16 protein-coding genes and 6 pseudogenes are annotated in these 26,139 nt (G+C 59.8%); 19 read left to right on the top strand and 3 right to left on the bottom strand.

Going from position 1 to position 26,139, the window contains the following annotated elements:
• The first annotated feature begins 7 nt into the window (after window positions 1-7).
• From P9292_RS00620 to P9292_RS00575, 10 genes are all read left to right on the top strand, one after another.
• Window positions 8-3,031 (top strand): FAD-binding and (Fe-S)-binding domain-containing protein, encoded by a 3,024-nt coding sequence (locus tag P9292_RS00620; RefSeq protein WP_309957791.1) that lies wholly within the window; start codon window positions 8-10, stop codon window positions 3,029-3,031.
• Between the two features lie 45 nt (window positions 3,032-3,076).
• Window positions 3,077-4,021, top strand: coding sequence for a dihydrodipicolinate synthase family protein (locus P9292_RS00615; RefSeq protein ID WP_309852625.1), 945 nt, complete (start codon window positions 3,077-3,079; stop codon window positions 4,019-4,021).
• Window positions 4,022-4,142: 121 nt separating this feature from the next.
• The gene (locus P9292_RS00610; protein ID WP_309957789.1) at window positions 4,143-5,390 is read left to right on the top strand and encodes an MFS transporter; all 1,248 of its coding nucleotides are present in this window, start codon (window positions 4,143-4,145) and stop codon (window positions 5,388-5,390) included.
• Window positions 5,391-5,478: 88 nt separating this feature from the next.
• Entirely contained in the window at window positions 5,479-6,717 is a 1,239-nt protein-coding gene (locus P9292_RS00605; protein WP_309852630.1) for an FAD binding domain-containing protein, read from the top strand.
• A 36-nt stretch (window positions 6,718-6,753) separates the two neighbouring features.
• Window positions 6,754-8,019 carry an LVIVD repeat-containing protein gene (locus tag P9292_RS00600; protein ID WP_250495371.1) on the top strand — a complete coding sequence of 422 codons (1,266 nt, stop codon included), beginning with the start codon at window positions 6,754-6,756 and terminating at the stop codon, window positions 8,017-8,019.
• Complete coding sequence (locus tag P9292_RS00595) at window positions 8,010-9,011, top strand: Gfo/Idh/MocA family oxidoreductase (RefSeq protein ID WP_309852634.1); 1,002 nt, start codon at window positions 8,010-8,012, stop codon at window positions 9,009-9,011. Before P9292_RS00600 ends, P9292_RS00595 begins: the two co-directional genes overlap by 10 nt.
• Before the next feature lie 53 nt (window positions 9,012-9,064).
• A complete protein-coding gene (locus P9292_RS00590; RefSeq protein WP_309852637.1) occupies window positions 9,065-10,093 on the top strand; it encodes a porin in 1,029 nt (342 codons plus the stop codon).
• A gap of 129 nt (window positions 10,094-10,222) precedes the next feature.
• Window positions 10,223-10,933 carry an SDR family oxidoreductase gene (locus tag P9292_RS00585; RefSeq protein WP_250495368.1) on the top strand — a complete coding sequence of 237 codons (711 nt, stop codon included), beginning with the start codon at window positions 10,223-10,225 and terminating at the stop codon, window positions 10,931-10,933.
• A 542-nt stretch (window positions 10,934-11,475) separates the two neighbouring features.
• On the top strand, window positions 11,476-11,877 hold the full coding sequence (locus P9292_RS00580; protein WP_309852641.1) for a heme-binding protein: 402 nt from the start codon (window positions 11,476-11,478) through the stop codon (window positions 11,875-11,877).
• A gap of 246 nt (window positions 11,878-12,123) precedes the next feature.
• Complete coding sequence (locus tag P9292_RS00575; protein WP_309852644.1) at window positions 12,124-13,431, top strand: chloride channel protein; 1,308 nt, start codon at window positions 12,124-12,126, stop codon at window positions 13,429-13,431.
• Window positions 13,432-13,895: 464 nt separating this feature from the next.
• Here the strand turns inward: P9292_RS00575 and P9292_RS00570 are convergent.
• Window positions 13,896-14,183: pseudogene (locus tag P9292_RS00570) on the bottom strand (IS3 family transposase); the annotation flags it as partial.
• Window positions 14,184-14,458: 275 nt separating this feature from the next.
• Between P9292_RS00570 and P9292_RS00565 the strand changes: the two are divergent.
• The 4 genes and pseudogenes from P9292_RS00565 to P9292_RS00550 form a co-directional block, all read left to right on the top strand.
• Window positions 14,459-15,874 (top strand): annotated as a pseudogene (locus tag P9292_RS00565) (transposase).
• A gap of 242 nt (window positions 15,875-16,116) precedes the next feature.
• Window positions 16,117-16,581, top strand: a pseudogene (locus tag P9292_RS00560) (transposase); the annotation flags it as partial.
• A 94-nt stretch (window positions 16,582-16,675) separates the two neighbouring features.
• Window positions 16,676-17,886, top strand: a protein-coding gene (locus P9292_RS00555; RefSeq protein WP_309852655.1) for an IS3 family transposase whose coding sequence is annotated in 2 segments (ribosomal slippage) — window positions 16,676-16,994 and window positions 16,994-17,886 — 1,212 coding nt in all. Because the reading frame shifts where the segments join, the coding sequence is not laid out codon by codon here.
• A 126-nt stretch (window positions 17,887-18,012) separates the two neighbouring features.
• A pseudogene (locus P9292_RS00550) lies at window positions 18,013-18,410 on the top strand (transposase); the annotation flags it as partial.
• 160 nt (window positions 18,411-18,570) lie between these two features.
• Here P9292_RS00550 and P9292_RS00545 read toward each other — a convergent pair.
• Complete coding sequence (locus P9292_RS00545) at window positions 18,571-19,620, bottom strand: IS110 family transposase (protein WP_309852647.1); 1,050 nt, start codon at window positions 19,618-19,620, stop codon at window positions 18,571-18,573.
• 71 nt (window positions 19,621-19,691) lie between these two features.
• Between P9292_RS00545 and P9292_RS00540 the strand changes: the two are divergent.
• Window positions 19,692-20,375 (top strand): annotated as a pseudogene (locus tag P9292_RS00540) (DDE-type integrase/transposase/recombinase); the annotation flags it as partial.
• A gap of 36 nt (window positions 20,376-20,411) precedes the next feature.
• On the opposite strand, the gene P9292_RS00535 reads toward P9292_RS00540, so the two are convergent.
• On the bottom strand, window positions 20,412-21,497 hold the full coding sequence (locus tag P9292_RS00535) for a recombinase zinc beta ribbon domain-containing protein (protein ID WP_309853759.1): 1,086 nt from the start codon (window positions 21,495-21,497) through the stop codon (window positions 20,412-20,414).
• 127 nt (window positions 21,498-21,624) lie between these two features.
• Between P9292_RS00535 and istA the strand changes: the two are divergent.
• The 4 genes and pseudogenes from istA (at window position 21,625) to P9292_RS00515 (ending at window position 26,129) form a co-directional block, all read left to right on the top strand.
• Window positions 21,625-23,252: pseudogene (gene istA / locus P9292_RS00530) on the top strand (IS21 family transposase).
• The gene (gene istB / locus P9292_RS00525) at window positions 23,249-24,019 is read left to right on the top strand and encodes an IS21-like element helper ATPase IstB (protein ID WP_309853760.1); all 771 of its coding nucleotides are present in this window, start codon (window positions 23,249-23,251) and stop codon (window positions 24,017-24,019) included. Before istA ends, istB begins: the two are co-directional and overlap by 4 nt.
• 80 nt (window positions 24,020-24,099) lie before the next feature.
• On the top strand, window positions 24,100-24,792 hold the full coding sequence (locus P9292_RS00520; protein WP_309853762.1) for a tyrosine-type recombinase/integrase: 693 nt from the start codon (window positions 24,100-24,102) through the stop codon (window positions 24,790-24,792).
• A gap of 5 nt (window positions 24,793-24,797) precedes the next feature.
• Complete coding sequence (locus tag P9292_RS00515; RefSeq protein WP_309853765.1) at window positions 24,798-26,129, top strand: FAD-binding oxidoreductase; 1,332 nt, start codon at window positions 24,798-24,800, stop codon at window positions 26,127-26,129.
• Window positions 26,130-26,139: the final 10 nt, after the last annotated feature.

Here is a 26,139-nt window from a genome sequence, read left to right as displayed (position 1 = left end):
ACTTTCCATGTCGTCAACGATTTCTCCTCCGGTCGACACCGGCCTGCCCGCGTCGGATACCGACGGAGCGCACCCAGTCGATCGCGCTTCGAGCGCGTTCGCGCGCGACCTGCAAAGCACGCTGGGCGAATCAGTGCACTTCGATCGCGGGCATCTCGCAGTCTATGCATCCGACGCATCCAACTACCGGCAGGTGCCGGTCGCGGTCGTAATGCCCCGCTCGCTTGACGAACTGGCGGCCGGAATCGGCGCTTGCCGGCGCCATGGCGCGCCAGTGCTGATGCGCGGCGCAGGAACATCGATGAGTGGACAGACGGTTAATTCCGCCGTCGTTTTCGACGTGTCTCGACATTGTGCGTCGATCATCGAACTCGATTCGAAGGCAGGACGCGCTGTGGTGGAGCCCGGCGTCATCTGCGATCAGCTGCGTGACGCGGCCGAACAGCACGGCCTCACCTTCGCCCCCGATCCGTCGACGCACAGCCGCTGCACGCTTGGCGGCATGATCGCGAACAATTCCTGCGGGCCGCACTCGGTCATGGCTGGCAAGACGCTAGAGAACGTCGAGGCGCTAGAGGTGATGACCTACGACGGCACACGCTTCTGGACCGGACCGACAAGCGACGCCCAGCTCGACGCCATCATCGCTGCGGGCGGCCGTCAGGGCGAAATCTACGCTGGACTGCGTGCGCTGCGTGACCGCTACGCGCCGCTGATTCGTGCGCGCTTCCCCTCGCTCAGGCGCCGCGTGTCCGGCTACAACCTGGATCAGCTGTTGCCTGAGAACGGCTTCAACGTCGCGCGCGCGCTGGTTGGCACCGAAGGCACCTGTGCGCTCACGCTGCACGCGCAGGTGCGGCTGGTGCACAGCCCAAGCGAACGTGTTGTATTGGCGCTCGGTTTTCCAGACATCTATACAGCCGCCGACGCCGTTCCAGAATATTTGCGCTACGAGCCGATCGCCGCCGAGGGCCTCGATCGAGAGATCGTGCGCGGTTTGCAGGCGCGCAAGCTGGCTGCCACCGAAATTGCAATGCTTCCCGGCGGCGACGCGTGGGTGCTGCTCGAATTCGGCGCCGACACCGTGCAGGCCGCGATCGCATTGGCCGAGCGCGCCCGCGACGCGTTGTGCAGCCGTGACGCCGGACCGCGTCCGACGAGCCGCCTGATCACGAGCCGCGACGAGCAGCGGCACATCTGGTCGATCCGCGAGAATGGCGCGTCGAGCACGCAGTTGTCGATCGATCCGAACGTCGTGGATCCGAAAGTCGGGTGGGAAGACGCTGCGGTCGTTCCGGCGCGGCTCGGCGATTATCTGCGCGGGTTTCAGGCGCTCGTCGATCGCTACGGCTACCGTACGTCGCTGTTCGGCCACTTCGGCGACGGCTGCGTGCACGCGCGCGTGACCTTCGACCTGCGCACCGCACAGGGCGTGTTCGATTACCGCAACTTCGCGCGCGAGGCTGCGCAGTTGGTGGTCGATTTCGGCGGATCGCTGTCCGGAGAACACGGCGACGGCCAGGCGCGTGCCGAGCTGCTGCCGATCATGTTCGGCGACGAGTTGATGGAAGCGATGCGCATGTTCAAGCGCATCTGGGACCCGCAAAACCGCATGAATCCCGGCAAGGTCGTTGACGCTTACCGCATCGACGACAATCTGCGCGCTGGTCCGGGATACAAAGTCGTCAACTTTGCGACGAAGCTGCAGTTCCGCAGCGCCGAAGGTAACGGCTTCCAGCGCGCGCTTGAACGCTGCGTCGGTATGGGACGATGCCGCGCGCAGAAGGGCGGCACGATGTGCCCGAGCTTCCGCGCGACGCAAGACGAACGTTTCTCGACGCGCGGCCGCGCGCGACTGCTGTGGGAGATGCTGCAAGGTGATCTGATCGATGACGGCTGGCAGAGCGAATCCGTCAAGGAAGCGCTCGACACATGCCTCGCGTGCAAAGGCTGCCGCAGTGATTGCCCGACGCACACGGACATGGCGGCTTACAAGGCCGAATTTCTGTCGCATTACTACGAGAAGCGCCGACGTCCGCGCCAAGCGCTGGCGATGGGCCGCATCGGCGACTGGGCGCCGCTCGCCGCGCGCATGCCGGGGCTTGTCAATCTCGTCAATCGCACGCCCGGCGTCGCCACGCTCGCCAAGCGCATCGCGGGTGTGGACCCGGCGCGCACGTTGCCCAAATTCGCCAGGACCACCTATCGGCGTCTTGCGGCACATCGCATCGGACAGGCCGCAGGCGAAGGCCGGCGCGTGATCCTGTGGGTCGATACGTTCTGCGAGCACTTCCATCCGGAGATTGCCGAGGCGGCGGCGCGCGTGCTCGAACATGCAGGCTTTGTTGCCGTGCTGCCGCCGACGCCGTTGTGCTGCGGCCGGCCGTTGTACGACTTCGGCTATCTTGATCGCGCGCGAGGCCGGCTTGCCGCGATCCTCGATGCGCTCACGCCGATGTTTGCTGCGGACGACGCGCCGGTTGCGCTGGTCGGGCTTGAACCGGGCTGCATGTCGGTGTTCCGCGACGAACTGCTCAAGACTTTTCCGGATGATCCGCGCGCTCACGCTTTGAGTGCGAAAGCGCAGATGTTGGGTGATTTTCTCGTGGCGCACGACTACCGGCCGCCGCGCTTCGATGCCCAGGTCATCGTGCATACGCATTGCCATCAGAAGTCGCTCTTCGGCGCGCAGGGCGACAAGGCGCTGCTCGACGCGATGGGCGCGCACGCGACGCTGCTCGACAGCGGCTGCTGCGGCATGGCCGGTTCGTTCGGTTTCGACGAAAAACATGCGGAGATCTCCGCGCAGGTCGGCGAACTGGTACTGCTGCCGGCGGTGCGCCGCGCGCCGCCCGCCGCCTTCATTCTGAGCAACGGCTTCAGTTGCCGCGAGCAGATTGAGCAGCGGGCCGGCCGCAAAGTCGTGCACCTTGCCGAACTGCTGGCGCTTGCGCACGACGCGTCGGCGCGCGCCGAGCCGCGGACCGACGATCACACGCATCGCATTTCGACCGCGGACGAGCCCGCCTGAGCCCGGCCACGCGTCTCACCTTTCTAACGCAAACGGATGACTTACATGACCTATGCCGACGCCGCATCGACTCCCGCCATGACCGGCGTCCTCGCGCCCGCGCTGACGCCGTTCGACACGGCCGGCGACATCGATCAACCCGCGTTCGAATCGCACTGCCGCTGGCTGCTGGACGCGGGTGTCGGGCTCGCCGTGTTCGGGACCAATTCCGAGGCAGCCTCGCTATCGTTCGGCGAGCGCCTCCACGCGCTCGAAGCGCTGATCACGGCAGGCCTCGATCCCGCGCGCTTCATGCCGGGCACCGGCACGTGTTCCGGGCGCGAAACCGTCGACCTGACCCGGCAGGCGCTCGGGCTCGGCATTCATCGCGTGCTGATGCTGCCGCCGTTCTATTTTCCGCAGCCTTCGGAGGCGGGCTTGCTGCGCTACTACCTGGACGTGATTGAGCAGGTGGCCGATGCGCGCTTGCGCCTGTACCTCTATCACATTCCTCAGATGACAGGCGTGCCGATCACGCTGTCCCTGATCGAGCAGCTGCGAAGCCGTTACCCGTCCATCGTATGCGGCATCAAGGATTCGTCCGGCGATTGGGCGAACCTGGAAGCTACGCTGAAGACGTTCGCCGCCGACGGCTTCTCGGTGTTTCCCGCCAGCGAAGCATTGCTTTCACGTGCATTACCGCTTGGCGCTGCCGGCTGCATCAGCGCGACGGCGAACATGAATCCGGCGGGACTCGTGCGTTACTTTGCGGCACTGTCGGCTAACGCGCCTGCGCCCGACGAGCAGATGGCGCTCGCCGTGCGCAGCGTTTTCGCATCGATGCCAATGATCCCTGCGATGAAAAGCGTGCTGGCGCGTAGCGGGGCGACGCCCGACTGGGCGCACGTACGTGCGCCGCTGACCGCGCTCGATCAGCGCCAGGGCGATGCGCTGATGCAGTCGCTCGACGATATCGGCTTTCGCCTCGAAGGACTGACCGTAAACGCATAGAAACCTTTTCGGCGCGTCAGTTCGCGCGCCGGGTAAATCGCACAAAAGAGCTTGCACGGACCGAGACGGCGTCACCGTCGAGGTTCAGACGAGCCATCGGATGCATACACAGGAGACAACGATGAACGGCATGCAAGGCTACGCGCAACACGACTTCGCGAAGATGGCGCCTGACCGCCTGTCACGACCGATGCTGATCCTGGTGATGGGCCTGCTCGGCACGTCGTACATGTTCAACGCGATGGATCGCCAGGTGTTTCCATCGCTGCTGAGCGCGATACGCACGACGTACGGACTCTCGCTCGCGCAGGCGGGATTTGTTAGCACGGTATTCACGTTCAGCGTGGCGATCGTCGGTCCGGTCGCTGGCTGGTTCTATGCAAGATATACACGCAAATCGATTCTAGTGGGCGGGCTGATTGGCTATTCGGTGTTCACGCTCATCACGCCGCTGGCCCAGGGATTCACGACGCTGGCGGCATTCCGTGGCTTGACGGGCGTCGGCGAAGCGCTGCAGGTCGGCGCCGTCTATTGCTGTCTCGGCGGCTACTTCGGCCGTACGCGCGGTGCCGCGATGGGTTGGATGCAGGCGTTTTTCGGCTTCGGCGCGCTGGTGGGGCCAGTGATCGGCTTCCATCTGCATCGCGCTTTCGGGCAATGGGAACTGCCGTTTTACGTGTTCGGCGTCGCTGGCATTGTGGTCGCGCTGCTGCTCGCGCGCTTCATGCCGGGCCGCTTCAGCGAAGCGATTGAGCCCGCCGAGCGCACCGGAATTTTCGAGAAAGCGCCGTCGCTGCCACGGCTTCTAAACCGCAACGTGTGCCTCGCTTCGGCGTCTTTCGCGCTTGTCGGACTGTCGTTCTTCTCCTACACCGCGCTGTACGCGACGTATCTGCGCGAGCACCTGAACTACACGTCGGTCGCGGCGGGATCGGCGCTCGGAATGTACGGGCTGGGCGCGATGGGTGCGGTCATCGGCGGCTGGGCGGGCGACAGGCTCGGCAAGGCGGGCATTTTCTGCGGACTGGCGATACTCGCGGCGGCTAGCTTCCTGATGTTCAACGGAACCGTGCAGCCTCTTGCCCACGCAGGACTCTCGCTGTTGTTCGGCTTGATGGTGAGCGGCTTTTTCTACGCGCGATTCGTCTCAGTGATCCAGCGCAGCGCGCATCCGCTGCAAATCGGCTATGCGGTGTCCGCCGCGATGACGGGTTTTTACATGAGCGGCCCGTTCGCGGGCTTCCTGTTCGGCGAACTAGTCGAGCTGTGGGGTTGGTCCGCCGCCGCCAACGTCATGGTAGTCGCGCCGCCTTGCGTGGCGATGGTGCTAATGGCGTTCTTCGATTATTCGCGGCTGCGTGACGCCTGAGCTCGCCGTTACGTGCCGGGCCGCCCTGCACGCGCATGCCTTTCTCTCTACTCATTTAGCGTATTGCCAAGAGGTTCAAGCGATGAACATGCATTCCACCCATCCAGCGCGCCCTCGCGCGCTGGTGATCGGCGCATCGATGGCCGGACTCTTTGCCACGGCGTTGCTGCACAAGGCTGGCTGGTCGGTCGACCTTTTCGAGCGCTCCGACGTCGAACTGTTCGGGCGCGGCGCGGGCATCGTCACGCATGGCGAGCTGCTGGACGCGCTCGTCGAAAGCGGCGCGGACATCGAGCGTCTGGGCGTAGCAATTAAGGACCGTATCGCGATCGATCAATCGGACAACGTGCTCGAGCATCTCGATTATCCGCAGATCGTCACGTCCTGGGACCGGCTGCATCAGTCGATGCGCGCGACCATTCCCGACGGCCATCATCACCTCGGCTGCAATCTCGTGTCGATCGACCAGCGCGATGACGGCGTGACCGCGCATTTCTCCAACGGCAGACAGGAGCACGCCGATTTGCTGATCGCCGCAGACGGCTACCGCTCGGGGATTCGCGGCATGGTGATGCCCTCGGTACAGCCGATCTATGCGGGCTACGTGATCTGGCGCGGCGTCGCCGACGAGGCGACAATACCGGCATCCGCGCGCGACACGATCTTCGACAAGTTCGCGTTCTTTCTCCCACCAAACAATAAGATCATCGGCTATCCGATTCCGGGTCTCGATCACGCGCTCGACGTGGGCCGGCGGCGCTACAACTGGGTCTGGTACCGGCCGGTCGCCCCTCGGACGCTCGAAACGATGCTCGTCGATGAACAGGGTAACCATCATCCGGTTTCGATTCCGCCGCCCCTCGTGCGTCAGGAATTGATCGACGAACTCAAGGACGCGGCGCGTAGGCAGTTGCCGCCGTCGTTCAGCGACACGCTCGCGGTGATCGAGCGGCCGTTTTTTACGCCGATCTACGACCTGTTCTCGCCCAAGATGGTGTTCGGGCGCATTGCGCTGATCGGCGATGCCGCCTCGGTCGGGCGACCACATATTGGAATGGGCGTCGCCAAGGCGGCCTCAGATGCGCAGGTGCTTGCGCATGCGTTGGGAAATCGGGCACTGTCGATCGATGACGCACTCGCACATTTTGAAAAGGAGCGGCTCGTCGAAGGGCGCATGGCGTTCGAGCGCGGCCGCACGCTGGGCGAGTATCTGCTCGCCAACGAAGCGTCGGAGCACGCAGCCGACGATGCGCATTGGCGGGAATTCCACAGCGTGACCGGCATCCTTCGCAACACCGCGTCGTCCGATTTTTTAAAAGCGCTGTGAAGGCACGTATTTATCCGATTTCAACTGGAGAAAGTTATGTCCGCAGCAGAGCTTCCGGTTCCCGATTTTGCGCGCGATATGCGCCTGATCGGATACTGCGACCAAGGCGGGCGCCCGGACGGCGTTCAGCTCATGGTGCATCGCGGCTACGCGTACATTGGCCACATGTTCTCGAAGGGCTTCAGCGTCATCGATGTGCGTGATCCGCGCCGGCCCACGCCGATCCATTACGCGGCGGCGCCGCCGGATACCTGGAACATCCATCTGCAGGCGCATGACGATCTGCTGCTCGTCATCAACGCGAAAGATATGTTCGCCGCCACCGAGTTCCAGGACGAGCGCGCGTATTACAGTGGCGCGCTCGGCGAGAAAGTGGGCACCGCGAGCCGGTCCGGCGGGGTGCGCCACTGGCGAGCAGGTCTGGCGGTGTACGACATCTCGACGCCCGACGCGCCGCGCGAGGTCGGCTTCATGTCCGTCGAGGGCGGCGGCATTCATCGTGTCTGGTACACCGGCGGGCGCTGGGCTTATGCTTCGGCGCTCCTTGACGGCTTCACCGATTACATCTTCATCACCATCGACATGGCCGATCCGCGCCGTCCGGTCGAGGCGGGGCGCTACTGGATTCCCGGCATGCACGCGGCGGGCGGTGAGACCCCAGTCTGGGATAGCACGCGACGTTTCGGGCTGCATCATCCGATTGTGCATGGCGATACCGCCTACTGCGCGTGGCGCGATGCCGGCATGGTGATCCTCGATGTCGCCGACCGCGCCGCGCCGAAGCTGGTCGCGCATCGCAACTGGTCGCCGCCGTTCGGTGGCGGAACGCACAACTGCCTGCCGCTGCCTGATCGCGATCTGCTCGTGGTGCTCGACGAAGCGGTACTTGACAATCAGGCCGACGGCGAGAAGTTCATCTGGATGTTCGACATCCGAGAGCCGTCGAACCCGGTAAGCATCGCGACCATGCCATCGCCAGCAGAGATCGATTATGCGGCGAAGCCCGGTCACTTCGGGCCGCACAATCTGCATGAGAATCGCCCTGGCACGTTCGTCAGTTCGGAGATCATCGTAGCGACGTATCAGAACGCGGGCGTGCGCGTATTTGATATTCGTGACCCCTATCGGCCGGCCGAGATTGCGGCGCTCGTGCCGCCGACGCCGGATCGGCTGGTCGACCACCGACAAAACCGGCCCCTCGTGATCCAGTCGGCAGATGTGTTTGTTGACGCAACCGGTTTGATCTACTCGACAGACTATAACGGCGGTCTGTACGTGATGGAGGTCGAGTCATGGCGTTGAAGGCGGCGCTGGTCGGGCTTGGATGGTGGGGACGGCACCTGCTTGGCCAAATGCACGCGTCGCCGGCGTTGCAGTTCGTTGCCGCAATAGGAAGCCGCGATGCTCATCGTCCAGTCGCCGAAGAGTTTGGCGTGCCGTTTTCCACCGACTATGAAGCGATGCTCGCTTGCACTGACATTGACCTTGTCGTGATTGCGACGCCGCATCGGCTGCACGCGCAGCAGGTAACAAGCGCTGCCGCGCACGGCAAGCATGTGTTCTGTGAGAAGCCGCTCGCAATGAGCCGTGAAGACGCACGAGCCTGCATCGAGGCGTGCGCGCGTGCTGGGGTGCGGCTGGGCACTGGTCACGAGCGCCGCTTCGAGGCGGGAGTGATCGCGCTCGCGAAATTGGTGCGCGACGGTGAGCTCGGCGCGATCGTCCACGCGGAAGCCAACTTCAGCCACGACAAGCTCGCGAGTCTCGCCGCCGACAATTGGCGCGTGGTCGAGAGCGATGCCGTGCCGCTGGCGATGACCGGAACGGCAATTCACATGACCGACCTGCTGGCTGATCTGCTCGGTGAGATCGAAGAGGTCTTCGCGACGGCGCCTGCACGCGAGGTTTCGCAAGCGGGGCGGACATTGTCGCTCCAGGTGCGATTTGCGACCGGCGCTACCGGCTATATCAATTCGATCCTCGAAACGCCGCTTTATATGCGCGTCGCGATGTATGGAGCGCAAGGCTGGGCCGAGCTGCGCAATGCCGATCATCCGGATTCAAAGGGTGCGAGTCATCTCTGTGTGCGTCGCGCCGACGGAACGGAACGGTGGGCCGCATTCGAGTGGAATGATTCGGTGAGGGACAACATCGAGTGCTTCTGCGCGGCGATTGGTGGGCAGGCGAACTATCCCGTTAGCACTAACCAAATGCTTTCGAATGTTGCGGTCATGGAAGCGGTTGCGCAGTCGCTTCAGCACGGCCGGGCAGTGCGCATCGTTCCGTCGCCATAGCAGACAAGGAGCATACCCACTAGGCACGTGACAAAATCAATGAGGAGACAGAGATGGCTAAAATACATAGGATAACGAAATATATTGGCCCAGCATGTGTCGCTAGTCTGTTTGGCATGTCAAATTTGGCGCATGCGCAGGCATCGACGGTCAAGTTGTATGGGTTGCTGGATTCCGTAATCGGAAACTTTAAGGCGAGCGGTGATCCTTCGTCGGTCGTCGGCATGCTCAACGGCGGGCAGATCACCTCGTTTTACGGAATGCGTGGAATCGAAGATCTCGGCGGTGGGCTGAAAGCGGGTTTCGCGATCGAGAGTTACATCTTCGTGAATAACGGTCAGGTTGGCCGATTCGCCGGCGATGGCGCATTCTCGCGCAATGCATACGTTGAGCTGGCGAGTCCGTACGGCATGATCCGCATGGGACGGCAGGTGACGCCGCTGTTCTACATCATGGCGCGCTCCAATCCGATGGGAGGATCGTTTCGCTTCAGTCCGTTGATGACCCAGTCATGGATCGTGAACTATGGCAGGACCGTGCTTGGCGATACGGGCTGGGACAGCTCAATCCTTTACCAGTCACCGTCGCTTGGCGGCCTCACGTTTTCTGTGCAGACGACTGCGCCAGGAAATGGCGCGCACGACGAAACCGCCACGCTCGTCTACGATCGAGGGCCGTTGTACTTGGCGGGAGTCATTCAGCGCGTCAGGACCGGACTGGGCATCGTCACGCCGGTCGATCACCAGAATGCGTGGTATCTAGGAGCGAGCTACAACCTCAACTTTGTGCAGTTGTATGCGACCTACACGCACACGGCATCATTTGATTTCGGTTCGACCAACAACACCTATCACGGCGGCGTGACAATCCCGATTGGTGTGTCCGCGCTGGAACTCGCTTATTCCCGCACTAACACGCGGTTATCGCTGAACTCAGTGTCCTATGATCGCAACACGGCCGGCGTGACTTTCGATTATCCGCTGTCAAAGCGTACCGATGTTTACGCGAGCTACATGTACGACAAGCTGAGCACAGCAGGTACCTCGAACAGCTTCGGAGGGGGGATAAGACACCGCTTTTGAGCACTCGCCACCGAGCTGGTGGCGAGCGTGCTCAAGAGGCAAACTGCCTCTGGCGCTCACTGGTGTGTTCATGCGGCAGCAGCGCTGTGACACACATTACACTGACAAGATGCAATCGGAGACTATTAAATGGCATTAGATGGCAAGAAGATCCTTGTATTGGGCGGCTCTTCGGGCATTGGTCTTGGCGTGGCCACGGCTGCGATAGCACAGGGAGCCAAGGTAACTATCGCGTCGCGTTCTGCGAGTAAGGTTCATGATGCGCTTGCAAGGCTTGGCGGGTTCGCTGCCGGTACGAGCCTTGATACCGGCGATAACGCTGCCCTCGAAGTGTTCTTCGACGAACAAGGATGCTTCGATCATGTATTCTGTTCTGCGGCGCAAACCATGGTCGCCGCCGTGCGTGAGCTTCCGCTAGAGAGCGCTTTTGCCTCGTTTGAATCGAAGTTTTGGGGCGCATACCGGCTGGCGCGTTCGGCGAAGATCGTTGACGGTGGCTCGCTGACGTTGACCTCGGGATTTCTGTCAGTGCGTCCAAAGGCCGGTGCCGCCATCCAAGGGGCGATCAATGCCGCGCTCGAAGGGCTGACTCGCGGCTTGGCCCTGGAGTTTGCGCCTGTACGGGTCAACTGCGTCTCGCCTGGCTTAGTCGTGACCGAGATGTACGACGCACTTGACCGCGACCGTCGTCATGCCATATTCGATGCAGCGGCAAAAAGGTTGCCAGTCGGTCGAGTCGGAACGCCTGAAGACGTCGCCGCGCAGGTCATTGCCCTGATGAGCAATGCCTACATGACGGGAACTACTGTTTTCGTCGATGGCGGTGGCGCCATTGCCTGAGCTTGGGGCAAGGTTGGCGCGAGCTAGTTGAGACGACAATTGATGCGTTTATTGCTCTAGCGTCGAGGAGATACCTTCGGATCACCGACTCCTGGCGCAAGTGCTATTGATGGAGCGGGAGTGGACGGTTTCCACCGCGCCACCGGGGTACACAGGATAAGCCGCAACGATATAAACGCGTTCGACGCGCGAGTAACGCCGACGCCGTCCCTCGACTTGCTTACTTTCGCGGGATGCACGCTTCTAAGCGCTTACTCTCTCGCTGAACCTAGACAGGATCACACAACAAATAGTCAGGGGTGACAGTACCCAATTATATAGAGGCATTTGATGAAAGTGAGGCCGGGTAAATCACCTCTCCTCTCCCGTCATACAACGCGTTCTCCTGAAGCGGGCGCCTTCGATCACCGGATTTTGCCGCCTGTGGAGGGCGACGCTAGCTTTCTAATTTGCCTGTTCCTAGTCTGACCTTGAAGGCGGATCAGACAACGACAGTGTGCCAAGGCGACCCCGGTCGTCTATACCAAAGAGGAAAAGTCAAGATGCAAAGCAAGCCAGTGATCTCAATCGAAGATGTTTCCCGCATCCTCACCGCCGCTCGCGCTGAGGCTGACAAGCAGAAGTGGCCGGTTGCCATCTCAGTCGTAGACGATGGTGGTCATTTGCTCGGCATGCTTCGTCTCGACGGATGTGCAGCTATCGGTGCCGAAATCTCCATCGGTAAAGCCCGCACTGCAGCGCTTGGTCGGCGTGAATCGAAGGCATACGAAGAAATGATTAATGGTGGGCGTACGGCTTTTAGCACCGCTCCACTTATCACGGCTCTTGAGGGTGGCGTGCCTCTCATCGCAGAAGGCCATGTTGTCGGTGCAATCGGCGTGTCCGGAATGAAGCCCGCAGAAGACACGCAGGTTGCGAAAGCTGGCGTTGCTGCGCTCGTCTGAGGACAACATCGATTTGCCCTCCTTCCTGACGGGAGGCAAATGCGCGCCGAGTCAGTCACCACATAACGTTTCGAATGGGGTATGCGTTGAGCCGTCGCACCGATGTCACCTTGCCATTTCCGCGGCGTGCTTCGAAATCTTCGAAAATCTTGGTCGCGTAAATGAATAATGAAGTCAGCAGACCTCTACATAAGGACTGCGTCAGTAAGATTTTTGAACACAAAAGTCGCATACCTTCATCTACTCATGCGCTATCCTGAATATCTCAACCGACGCGTAATCGTGCGCGGTAGGCGGCTGTGGCTGCACTACGGTGTGTTCTGGCTCGGCGCGGTCGTGACTGGGCTCGTCGCAGTGATGTACGCGAGGCTGATCGATTTCGGCTTCGACACTTTTGTGCGCGTTACGAAACTCTGCTGGTGGCTGCCTTTGATGTTGACTCCCGCGGTTAGCGCTTTAAGTGTATGGCTTACCCGGCGCTTCTTTCCCGGCGCGGAGGGCAGTGGGATTCCGCAGGTCATCGCAATGCTGCATAACAGGCGTGATTTAGGATCGAGCCTGCTTACAGTACGCATTCTTATCGGCAAAATTATCTTGTCGTATCTGTCGATCCTCGGCGGATTCACGATCGGGCGAGAAGGCCCAACCATCCATGTCGGCGCGGCACTCATGTTCAGCCTGCGCCGCTTTTACCCATTGCGACTTCTCAGGCTGAGCGGCGGCGCACTTGAGCGCAACTTGGCACTCGCGGGGGCAGCGGCGGGATTGTCAGCCGCGTTTAATGCGCCGCTCGCTGGGGTGGTTTTCGCCATCGAAGAACTCATGCGGACTTTCGAGCAACGCTCTAGCGGGGTGTCGATCACAGCGATCATTTTTGCCGGCATCGTGTCGCTCGCGCTACAAGGCAACTACACCTATTTTGGCACGATCAACTTGGAAGGGCGCTTTCCTCACTCGCTGGCAATGGCCGTTGTTCTGATAGGTTCCGCAACGGGCATCGCGGGCGGAACATTTTGCTGGCTTCTGCTGAATACGCAACGTTGGATGCCCGCGCGTGTGGTCAGCTGGCGTCAGGCGCACCCGGTGTCCTTCGGTGCGGCATGCGGCCTTCTCATCGCGATGGTTGGCGTGACCGCCGGCGGTCACACGTTCGGGAGCGGGTATGCGGAAGCGCGCGGCATGCTCGAAGGTCAATCACAAGTGGGCGCGAGCTATCCTTTATTCAAAATGGCGTCGATGATCTGCTCCTATCTTCCTGGCGCGCCTGGCGGACTTTTCGCGCCATCGCTCGCAATCGGTGCGGGGATCGGCAACGCGCTGCACCTCACTTTTGCAAACATACAGTTGCCGATGCTTATCGCGCTAGGTATGGTCGGCTATCTTGCCGCCGTGACGCAGAGCCCGATCACCGCATTTGTGATTGTCTTCGAGATGATCAACGGACACGCACTGGTGTTGTCTCTCATGGCAACGGCGCTCATCTCAGGTCAAGTTTCGAAGCTGTTTGGACCGCCGCTGTACGAGGCGCTCGCACAGAAGTATTCAAACACTTGATAGCCGGGCATAGGCCCACGCTCCTCGCGTTAATGAAGGATGCATATTGACAGGGCCAGTTAGAATTTCGTAACGACAGTTGGATCCAGATGTCGCTCTTCGAAGGCTGTTGCGTCCAATCCGCCTTTAAGAGCGCGGGTTGAACGGTCAGGGTGCGTGTGTATGAGTTTCGCGGTTTCTGACGGCAGAGCTGCTTTTTGCTGACGCTGCTCCGCGCTTGCGTTCATTCAACTGGCCTTTCGTTGCTTCCAGATTTCTCAACGACACGTTAGTTTCCCCAAAACTTTCGCAGCAAATGTCGCAACCTGTATATGCGTGGTAATCAGGCGGTTTTGGGATCGGGTGAGCTCTCCCGATGGCGACCTCGGCGCCGGCGCGACACTTGGGCGGATGCCGGGTGTAAATAGGATTAACGGTTGGGTGGATGGTCAGAGAGCATATCGGCGCCGTGCACGGACGATAAGAGTGTGAAGCGCCCCGGGTTCCGGATATCCCAAGGCCTTTGTCGTTGCTGCCAGACACTGGCCGTTGCTCATGTAGTGGTCCGTGGCCGCCTTTTTTTGTTCTGCCGAGTAGCGCGGCCTCAAGCAAATACGTTCCCTCGGCAAATCCAGGAATCGCTCGTACGCGTGATACCAACGTTCGAGAGATTTCGTTGTGGGATAGCCCAATTGACGAACGGTCGCGGTAAGGCGCTTCCCAAGCTTCAAGCAGAGCTTCACTGCTCGGATGCGGTCTTCGTACGAATACATGGATTAGCTCCTCATAGTCCAAGAATTCCGCCGCACCCCCAAACACGACATTAGGATATTGCCGCTACAAAGCGAACGTCTATAAACTTCTATTATGTAAAACAAGATACAAAGGCGATGCTCCAAATGATCAGCGTGTTCGGCTAGGTCGATGCAGGAGGGCGTGGAAAGGCGCTGACTACCTACGCTCGCTATGGGTCTATTTCGTTGAAAAACTCGCCTGAAAGTCGGATTGTTCGTTATCCTTGATTCATCAATCGACGGAGTGCATCGTCATGATGGGTCAGCGAAGTGGCAATCAGGAGCAGCTGTTTTACGCGTTCAACCTTGATGATCATGTTCCGAAAGACCATCTGTTACGCGGCATAGATCATTTCTTCGATGCCAGAGATCTGCGTCGGCACATGGCGTCTTTTACAGTCATACGGGGCGCCCTTCGATCGATCCAGAGTTGATCATTCGCATGCTGATCATCGGATACTGCTTCGGCATCCGCTCCGAACGGCGCCTGTGTGAAGAGGTTCATCTGAATCTGGCGTATCGCTGGTTTTGTCGCCTCGGCCTCGAAGATGCGGTGCTCGATCACTCAACTTTTTCAAAGAATCGCCATGGCCGGTTTCGCGACAGCGACATGCTGCGTCATGTATCCGAATCAGTTTTACGTCGCTGCATGAGCGAAGGTCTCGTAGATGGTGAAGGGTTCGCAATCGACGCCAGCGTCATCAAAGCCGACGCCAATCGCACTCGAGGCATCGCCCGGGACTCAAGCGATCGGCTGGGGGCATGGCGAAAGGCCCAGCCGTGCGGTACGTGAGTATCTGGCGACGCTCGACGCGAACAACACTGACGCCCAAGACATGGAACCTCCGCCGGAACCTGTCACACAACCGAAGAACATTTCACTAACCGATCCTGCTGCACGTTGGACAGCAGCACCCGGTGGCCCGGCGTTCTATGCCTACTCGACCAACTACTTGATTGATCTGCACGCGGGAATCATCGTGGATGTCGAGGCCACCCCCGCATATCGCACACAGGAAGTGGACTCAACAAGGACCATGATCGATCGGGTCGAGCAGCGCTTCCGCCTCAAGCCACAACGTCTGGTAGGTGACACCGCATATGGCACTGCGTCGACGCTTGCCTGGATGATCAATGAGAAGGCGATTGAGCCGCATGTTCCAGTGTGGGAGAAAGGAAAGCGTAGCGACGAGACCTTCGAGAACAGCGATTTTCAGTGGCTCGAGCAAAGCAATGAGTATCGCTGTCCGGCCGGACACGCACTGCGCAGCGAACGGCGTCCGTTCACGAATCCGCGCACGCACATCACCAAGGCCAACACGGTCGTCTATCGATCAAGCCAGATGGACTGCGCTGAATGTTCATTGAAAGACCAATGCTGTCCGAACACACCCATACGGAAGATAGCCCGAAGCGTCCACGAATCAGCACGCGATAAGGCAAGGGCTATTGCGAAAACACCGGCATACAGGCAGTCACGCAAGGACCGCAAGAAAGTTGAGATCCTGTTCGCTCACCTCAAACGCGTCATGAAGCTGGATCGTCTCCGACTGCGAGGTCCGTCAGGTGCTCATGACGAGTTCTTGCTAGCTGCAACTGCGCAGAACCTGCGGCGAATGGCGAAGTGGTTGATGCCAAAGCAGGAAGAAACGGCGGCAGCGGCCGCTTGAAATGCATCGCAGAGCAACGCCCAGATGCGGCATGTTCGGAAAGAGCCCTGAGCGCGTCGATTGCACGCCCAGACATGCGCGCCCATGGGCGATAACCGGGTTTTTCAACGAAATAGGCCACTTGCAGTCGTTCGTTGGGCGAATAAGGAGGCCACTCAGACGGCCGCTTCAAGGGCGGATTCAACCGGTCGTCGCAACACCCTTGATCGCGGAGGTGTTGCATGGTGCGAAGTGCAAAGCAGGTGTATCGGTTGACCGGTCGAGCAGCGATGTACTCGCCGGGCGCGCCATCGCTTAGAAACGAGATTGAGCGTCGCTTTTGGCAACAAATCGCGACTGGCATTACGAGCGAGAAGGCAGCGCAGGCGGTAGGCGCGTCTCAGGCGGTGGGCTCGCGCTGGTTCCGCTATCGTGGCGGCATGCCACTATTCATGTCCAAACCGATCACTGGTCGTTACTTGTCGTTCTCTGAGCGAGAAGAGATAGCCTTGCTCTCTGTCCAAGGACTTGGAGTGCGTGAGATCGCTCGGCGTATCGGACGCAGTCCGTCAACCGTTTCGCGAGAACTGACGCGCAATGCCGCAACGCGCAGTGGGTATCTGGAGTATCGTGCCTCTGTCGCGCAGTGGAAGGCGGATCGATTCGCTAAAAGACCGAAGCCAGCGAAGCTGGCGACTAATGAACGACTGCGCGATTATGTACAGGAGTGGAACAGCCCCCTGAAAGACCGGACACAGTCTCCCACTTACAATAGCGGGTAGGCATAAGACTGTGTATATGACTCACAACAAGAACGAAGTGATGGAAGTGTTGACGGGACCTGAGCGCCGACGGCGCTGGTCGGCTGATGAGAAGCTGGCGATGGTTCGGGAGACGTTCGAGCCGGGCAAGACAGTTTCGATGGTGGCTCGGCTGCACGGCATCAATCCAAATCAGCTGTTTCAGTGGCGCAAGCTGCATCAGGACGGCAGCCTGTCGGCAGTGAGCGCTGGAGAAGAAGTTGTGCCAGCGTCCGAGTTGAGCGACGCGCTGAAGCAGATAAAGGAGCTCCAGCGCCTGCTGGGCAAGAAGACCATGGAGAACGAGATTCTCCGGGAAGCCGTGGAGGTCATGAAGTCGCGAAAATGGATTGCGCGCTCACCCTCATTACCGGGGGACGGCCAGTGAAGCAGGTCTGTGACGTTCTCGGTGTAGCGCGCTCAAATGTGTCGGTAAAGCTCGCCCGGACTGCTGACTGGCAGGATGGCCGGCGCGCACGCAAAACGGATGATGCTGGCATTGTCGACGAAATTCGTTTGCTCGTTGCTGACTTGCCCAGCTACGGCTATCGACGCGTCTGGGGCCTGCTGCGAAGCGAGCGGGAATTGCGGTGTGAGGTTCCAGTGAATGCGAAACGTGTTTATCGCGTGATGCGCCAGCACGATTTGTTGCTTCACAGGAGGCCTGCGAGGCCGAGCATCGAGCGTCGGCATGAAGGTACGGTGGCGGTGCCCAGAAGCAATCAGCGATGGTGCTCTGACGGCTTCGAGTTTCGTTGCGACAACGGCGCGCCGCTGCGCGTGACGTTCGCACTCGATTGCTGTGACCGCGAAGCGATCAGCTGGGCAGCGACGACAGGCGGTCATAGCGGCGACGTTGTGCGCGATGTCATGCTGGCGGCTGTCGAACATCGTTTCGGGAACGTTCGCAAAACGCCCGCGCAAATCGAATGGCTCAGCGACAACGGTTCGGGTTACATTGCCGAAAAGACCCGCGCGTTCGCTTCAGATATTGGTCTCAAGCCGTTGACCACGCCCGTATGCAGCCCGCAGAGCAATGGCATGGCAGAAAGCTTCGTCAAGACGATGAAGCGCGATTACGTTGCGTTCATGCCGAAGCCGGACGCGGCGACCGCCGTGCGCAATTTGGCCGTCGCATTCGAACACTACAACGACAAACACCCGCATAGCGCGCTGAAATACCGCTCGCCGCGCGAGTTCCGACGTAAAGCCGATTCATCAACCTTGGTGTGAGATGGTGTCCGGAACTACGGGGGCAAATCCACTGGAGTAGCCCCTTGAATCTCAGGACACGAGACACCCCTTAAAATAAGAGGGAATCTTGTGACTAGTTTCAAGCCTAGGCAAATCGTGAAAAGCATTGAAGTTCTGACCGAGCCGGAGCGCCGTCGTCGACGTTCGGTCCAGGAGAAGGTGGCCATCGTGCAGGAAACCCTGGAGCCGGGAGCAACGGTTTCAGCGGTTGCCCGGCGGCACGGGGTCAACCCAAACCAGGTGTTTGCGTGGCGCAAGCAATACGAGGAAGGCAGCCTGGCTGCGGTGAAGGCTGGAGAAGCCGTGGTACCCGCTTCGCAGTTGGCCACAGCGATGAAGGAAATCAGGGAACTGCAGCGTCTGCTTGGCAAGAAGACGCAGGAGGCAGAAATCTGAAGGAAGCAGTCGAGTATGGCCGCTCAAAAAATGTATGGTCCGCTCCGGTTTTGCAAGCGGGTTTTTCAGGCGAGACAGTTTGCGTAAATGTATCCGGCCTCTCGCGAGTCAGCTGCTTTTGGCAGCAAGGCCATGATGGGATATGCGCGGTCGGTTCCCAACAAATGGACAGACCTCAGCGGCCGGTTTTTGTCCCGGGCTTACCGAACGCCAGTGCACTGTTTCGTCATCAATTACCGTCTGCAAACTTTGAAGAGAGTGGGCTGATCATCGCGCTTGGGGCTGTCGCAAGTAGAACGTTCCTTGGCGTGTGAGAATCGTCCACGCGATACGTGCGAGTTTGTTGGCAAGCGCAACAATTACTTTGTTTCGATGGATTCCCTTCGCCTCCATCTGCGAGATCCAGACTCCAAGGTGATCTTTGGTGCGGTCGAGCTGGAGAACACAAGCACGTGCGCCGTGAATCAATAGTCTGCGCAGATAGGGGTTTCCACGCTTCGTAATTCCGAGCAGATGTTGTTTGCCGCCGGTGGAAAATTCTCCAGGCACGAGTCCTAGCCACGCTGCAAAATGGCGACCGGATTTAAACTGTGTTCCGGTGCCCGAGAAAGCTGTAATGGCTGTCGCGGTGAGGTGTGCAATACCCGGAACCGAGGTAAGTCGCGTTGCGACGTCGTCGGCGCCAGCGATTGCTTCGATCTGACGACGCAATTGCAATAGCCGAGCTTCGACGGAGCGATATTCTTGCCATTGCTCCTGCAAAACTTGTCGCATCGATACCGTCAGCCCATTGTTCTCGTCGGAGATAATGCGCGGCATATCGCGAACAAAGTAGGCGGGACCTGTGCCGATAGTAATGCCATATTCCAGCAAGAAAGCGCGGGCCTGATTGACGATAGCGGTCTTGCAAGACACCAGGCGTTGCCTGACTCGATGGAGAGCCTGCAAATCGAGCTGAGCTTCGGTCTTGGGCTGGGTGAAGCGCATGGTAGGACGAGAAATCGCTTCGGCTATGGCCTCCGCATCGACAATATCAGTCTTGTTGGACTTGACGAAGGGCTTGACGAACTGCGCGGGGACGATGCGAATCTGATGTCCGTAGGCGGCCGCTTTGCGTGCGAGCCAGTTGGTACCAGGACAAGCTTCCATACCAACGATGGTCGGAGACGCGCGAGCGAGAAACTCCAACAGCCGTTCACGATTGAATCGGCCCTTGAATACTGGCTTGCCTTTCGCGTCCAGACCGACGACATGGAAGACAGACTTCCCGATATCAATGCCCATGCGGGCGACAGCGGTGGAACTCAATTGACTCATGACACACCTCCGAAAAAGGGTCGGCGTCAGCGTCGATTATGCCCCTATGAGAGGAGCGGACCATCCTATTACTGGATTGCGCGCTCGCCCTTACTGCCCGGGGACGACCAATGAAAACGGTCTGCGATGTTCTCGGCGTGGCGCGCTCTGCTTTGGCAGTCAGAAAAGCCCGCTCTCCAGACTGGCAGGACGGCCGCCGCGCCCGACAGACCGACGACACGGAACTGGTCGCTGCAATCCACGAGCATGTGGCGGGCTTGCCGACTTATGGATACCGACGAGTCTGGGCATTGCTGCGACGTAGTCACGAATTGACCGGTGCGCCGTGCGTGAACGCCAAGCGGGTCTATCGCGTCATGCGTGACCATCAGTTGCTGCTCCGGCGCCTTGGCCAGCGACGCGATACCCGCCGACATGATGGACGCATTGCCGTTGACCAGAGTAACGTCCGCTGGTGCTCGGACGGCTTCGAGTTCCGTTGTGACGATGGCTCGCCGTTGCGCGTGACGTTCGCGCTGGACTGCCATGACCGGGAAGCTATTAGTTGGGCAGCGACTACTGGCAGCCATAGCGGCGACGTCGTGCGCGATGTGATGCTCGCAGCGGTCGAGCAACGCTTCGGCACGCCGCAGGCAGGCGCACCCATCGAATGGCTGTCGGACAACGGCTCTGCCTACATCGACCACCGTACGCGCAGCTTTGCCCGCGAGTTGGGTCTGGAACCGTTGACGACGCCTGTTCGTTCGCCGCAGAGTAAGGAGTAGGCTTCATATTGCACCTTGTCCGGTAGCTCAAGCGGTTATAAAGGTTGGTGGTGTTGCTTTACGTCCTCCTGTGCCCCTCAAAAGCACGACGTCACCGAGAGGTTCGTACAGGCATCTGTGATCGTGCCCGTAAATCTGGCGCTTCAAAAGACCTTGCCGCCCCCATTGATGGATGGTGGTCTGGCTAACTTCCAACTGCGCAGCGAGTTCTGCACCGGTAAGCAGGCCGAGCGAGCGCAGTCGCTCAAATCGGCTTCGAAGGCTGTAGGTCGTCCGAATCAGTGCAACCTTCCTGGCAGTAAATCTCTGATGTTGCCAGTTCGTATGCCCGAGTTCATTGAGCCGCGTAGCGACCTCCTGATCTGTATACGTCTCCAGAAGCTCATCGATGACCGACACGACAGCCGGTTGTGTTTTGCGAACAAGTGCCATGGATTTGGGTTTGTCGACGTCGAGTGACGTCGTGCAGCCTCCTCGGAAGCGCACGTGAATCGAGACCCTCTCCGACTTTATCAAAGTAACGTCTTCAATCAAGAGTCCGAGCATACGCTTTCGTTCGACGGATTCGACACGCTTGTCGTTCCAAAGGTTAGCGAAGTCATCGGCGAGAACGCGGATGCGAGTGCGGGCCTCATCGCCGAGTAAGTTCTGGTCTGACTGTCGTAGGCGATCGTGTTCTTGTTGTAATGCGTCGAGCCGACGAAGCCGATCGTTCCAGTCGGCCTCAAGCGTATCGGCAACCATCCGGTTTGCGGGGTCGACATTCATATAACGACGACGGGCGAGTTCTGCTTCGTAACGCGCTCGCTCCAGCTGTTTCAAACGCATGGAGTTGGCTTGCTCAATACGCTCGGCGATCTCGTCTTCGACTGCGAGCGCTACTTCGATGGCGGCTGGTCTGACCGTCTCGATGAGTAATAGACTAATGGCATCGTCGATCGCACTCCCCCGTACAGACTGGCACGGCTCACCCGCATCGTGAGCGGCAACATCGTGACAGACGTAGTATGGTTCTAGTCTTGCGCTGACCCTCTGATAGCGAACACGCATGCGATTGCCGCATCGGCCGCAAATGACACGCCCCTGTAGCAGCCCGCCCCGGCGGTCGGTCAAACTCCTCCGGGTATGGTCACTTCAAACTCCCCCACCTGACGACCGTCGGCTGAGCCACTAAAGCTGCCGGGAGAGGTGTTGCAGGACGTCTATCTTCATCTCCTTCGCACAAGAAGGAGTTCAGGGAGTGAACGTCTTGAAGCCGCACTTGCAAAGCACCGTATTCACATTACTCGAACGCAACAAGAGCCAGCGCCAGATCGAGCGACTCACGGGCATCGACCGCAAGACGATCCGTCGCTATCAGGCGATCTTCGAGTCGGAGAAGTCCGCTGCAGCAAACTCCCCCACGGTGACCACCGGCTCTGAAACCGCCGAACCGCAAACTCCCCCACTGTCGCGACCACCGGCAACCGCCGATTCCAGTGCGGTCACAACGTTCAATTTCGCCCGCTCGGCAAGCGAACCGCATCGCGAATGGATCGAGCAGCAGGTCCGCCTGAGGCGCAACGCGCAGGCGATCTATCAGGATCTGGTCGACCAGTTCGGATTCGCCGCCAGCTACGAGAGCGTCAAGCGTTTCGTTCGCGCCTTGCGCCACATTGATCCCGAGCAGTTCGACCGTCTTGAGTTTGCCCCTGGCGAAGAAGCGCAGGTCGACTATGGCGAAGGCGCACTGACCCGCGATCCGAGGACCGGCCGGTACCGGCGCCCGCGGTTGTTCGTCATGACGCTTCGATATTCGCGGCGCAGTTTCCGGTGCGTGGTCTGGAAATCCAGCAAGCAGGTCTGGGCCCAGCTCCACGAGGACGCCTTCCGCTACTTCGGCGGCGCTGTCAGCTATGTCGTCCTGGACAATCTCCGGGAAGGCGTCATCACGCCCGACCTGTACGAACCCGAGATCAACCGGCTCTATGAGGCGATGCTCGAGCATTACGGTGTCGTCGCCGACCCTGCCCGCGTACGCGACCCGAATCGAAAGGGGACTGTCGAGAACGCGATTCAACACACGCAGGGCACCGCGCTGGCCGGCCGCCGTTTCGAGTCGATCGAGGCCCAGAACGAATTCCTGATGCACTGGGAGGCGAACTGGGCGGCCAAACGCATCCATGGCAGCACCCGGCGACAGGTCGAAGCCATGTTCCAGGAGGAGAGGCCGCATCTGCGGCCGTTGCCGACCACCGGCTTTCGCTACTTCACGGAGGTGTGCGTACCGTCTGGGACGATACCACTGTCAACATCGATCGCAGCAACTATGCGGCACGACCTGCACCGATCGGCAGTCTCGTTTCAGTGCGCATCTACGATTGCACCATCGAGATTCGCGACCGCCGTACGCAGGCGTTGCTGCGCACCCATTCTCGCGCCCTGCAGGCCGGTTCGCTTGCACTGCCTGAAGACGAACGCCCGTTCAATCCGTCCCGCCAGAGCGCCTTCCTGCTCGCGAGCGCTGGCGACATCGGGTCGCAAACAAAGGCGCTGTGCCAGCACATGTTTGACAGTGAAGGTCGCGTTGGCCACCGCGCCATGTGGGGCATCGTCGGTCTGGCGAAGAAATATCCCTCCCGGCTTGTCGAACAGGCCTGCGATCACGCCTTACGTCATCACGTCTACCGCTACAAACAGGTGCGCGCGATCGTCGAGCGGCTGTTCGAGCAGGCACTCGAGCGTCTCGATCAGGCACCGCAACTCGAGCTGCCTCTCACGCAGGAACACCCGCTGATCCGTCCTGCCGCCGAATACGGCGAACTCTTTACCCTCGGTGCGCAGCACGGCACCGAACCTCAACCTCCAACTGGAGAAACACAGGTATGAGCATGACATTACCGGAAATCGAACGGGCTCTCGGACAGCTTCGCCTGTCCGGCGTGCGTGACACGCTCGAAACGCGCGTGCTGCAGGCACAAAGCTCCCAGCAGGCGTTTCTTGAAACCTTCGCACTGATCCTGCAGGACGAACTAGATCGCCGCCAGTCACGGCTCATCGAACGCCGCTACAAGCTCTCCGGCCTCGAAGAGAAACTCACGCTCGCCGAATTCGACTGGGGCTTCAATCCCAAAGTGCCTCGCCAGGCCTGCTTCCAGCTGCACGCGCTGAAGTTCATCGCCGCCGGCGACAACGCGCTGATCATCGGTAAACCAGGCACCGGGAAATCGCACGTCGCGAAGGCCATCGCCTATCAGGCCGTCCTGCAAGGCCACAAAGTTCAGTATCTTGAAACCGACGACTTCTTTAATCGTTACGCGCTGAGCCCGACTGCTCAGCGCGAAGCCCGGCTGCGGGCCATTCTCGAGAGCGATCTGCTCGTACTGGACGACCTGTTCCTGTCGCGTACGATTCCCGACGCCGCCGGCGCGCTGCTGCAAACCCTGATCCATCAACGCTACAAACTGCATCGCAGCGTTCTCGTCACGTCCAATCGCGTTGTGCAGGATTGGGGCGCATACCTTGGCGACAATACGATGAGCACCACGATCCTCGACCGGCTCATGCACCACTGCCACCTGCTCGAGTTCGACGGCCGCAGCTACCGCCTCAAAGAAGCCGCTGAAACGCTTGCGCGGAAATCGAAAACCAGCTAAATAAAATCCTTAGTCCTGCTCTACAGGGTGGGGGAATTTACGCGACCATAAGTGGGGGAGTTTCAACTGACCGTCCGGGTTTGAACGCGGCGATCACCGGCCTGAAGTTCTTCTTCGGTACGACGCTCGCTCAAGAAGCGTTGATGGCGAAGATGCGTCCGATTTATCTCCCGCGTACCTTGCCGGTCATACTCAGCCGCGAAGAAGTTGGGCGGCTGATCGCGGCGGCGACCAACCTGAAGCATCAAACGGCGCTGGCGCTCGCCTACGGAACGGGATTAAGCGCCAGCGAGGTAACAGCCCTGAAGGTCGGTGACATCGATAGCGAGCGTATGACGCTGCGCGTTGAGCAGGGCAAAGGCCAGAAGGACAGATATGCCATGCTGTCGCCGATCCTGCTTGAGCGTTTGCGGGTCTGGTGGCGGGTTGCACGAGCTCAGGGAAAGATGCTCGACGGAGGCTGGTTGTTTCCCGGACTTAACCCGACCGAACCGCTCAGCACCCGTCAGCTTAACCGAGCGGTTCATGCTGCAGCCGAGGCTGCGGGAATCGACAAGCGCGTGTCCATGCATACGTTGCGGCACAGCTTTGCCACGCATCTGCTGGAGCAGAAGGTCGATATCCGGGTGATCCAGGTCATGCTCGGACACAAGAAGCTTGAGACCACAGCGCTTTATGCCCAGGTTGCACGTGCGCCGCTTGGCACGCTCAATGACGAAGAACGCAGCGCATTTGCGAAACTCGTTAAACCCTTGCTGCGCAACGCTCAGTAATCTGCATGGCCTCGAAACTGGAATTCGTGCGTTTTCCCGCTCCTGATGGCGTCAACGGCTGGTGGGAGACTCTTCTACCGGCGCAGCAAGCTAAAAGCGTCGTTGGAGAACGTCACTTCGACTTTGCCGTGGTCGGCGGTGGCATTACCGGTTTATGTGCTGCCCGCCGGCTAGCGGAACTGGCGCCTGAGGCATCGATCGCGCTGATCGAAGCTGATCGTATCGGCCGGTCCACGGCGGGGCGCAACTCTGGGTTCTTCGTGGACCTGCCGCACGACATCAGTAGCGAAAGTTACTCACGCAGCGTCGAGGTCGACAAGGCGGATGTGCGGCTACAGCGACACGGCATCGACTACGTCCGTTCGACCGTGCGACAACATGGAATCGATTGCGACTGGCGCGATGACGGCAAGTTTCACGCGTCCGTTTATAAAAAGGGACACACGGCGCTCGAGCATTTTGCAGAGGGACTGGATCGTATTGACGAGCCGTACCAATGGCTTGATGAAGCGGCTATCACGAAAGTGACAGGCACACGTTTCTATCGAGGCGCGCTCTTCACGCCGGGTTGCAGCACGGTGCAGCCTGCCGCATTGATGCGCGGTCTTGCAGCGACACAGCCTGGGAACGTCAACGTGTTCGAATCGAGCGCAGTGACGAGCATGGGAACGGGCGGACAAGCCCGCGTTTTGGACTTCGCAGCAGGCAAGATCGTAGCGAAGCAGGTGATTCTTTGCACCAACGCGTATGCGGCCACGTTCGGCGGACATCCGAATGGTTTGCTGCCGGTGTATACCTTCGCATCGATGTCGCGCGTCATGAACGAAGACGAGGTCGCCAAGCTCGGCGGTCAGTCATCGTGGGCGCTAATCCCTGCCGATCCGATGGGAACCACCGTGCGCAGGCTTTCAACAAACCGCATATGTGTTCGCAATCATTTCGCGTTCAGGCCCGATCTCGCGGTCTCCGCGGCCGATCTCGCAAAAGCTAGGCATATGCATCAACGTTCTTTCGACCGCCGCTTTCCCATGCTCAAGAATGTTGAGTTGCAGTACACGTGGGGCGGCGCGCTGTGTCTTTCAGCGAACAATGGCGCGCTCTTCGGGCAGCGTAGCGATGGGGTGTTCGAAGCGGTTGGATGCAACGGCCTGGGTCTGAGCCGCGGATCGGCCGCGGGCAAGCTCATCGCTGAGTTTGCGTTGGGGCAATCGAACGTGTTGATTGAACAACTGCTCAAGCAACCGCACCCCCGATCGTTGCCCATGCGGCCGATTGCGGACGTCGCAGTATCGGCGGCAATCTGGATGAAGGAATTCTCGGCAGGCGCCGAGCTTTGAATCTCAAGGA

It is taken from the genome of Caballeronia sp. LZ001, assembly GCF_031450875.1.
Lineage (GTDB): Bacteria > Pseudomonadota > Gammaproteobacteria > Burkholderiales > Burkholderiaceae > Caballeronia.
Note: the sequence above shows the minus strand (reverse complement) of the source record. Positions and strands in the feature narration are given on the sequence as shown.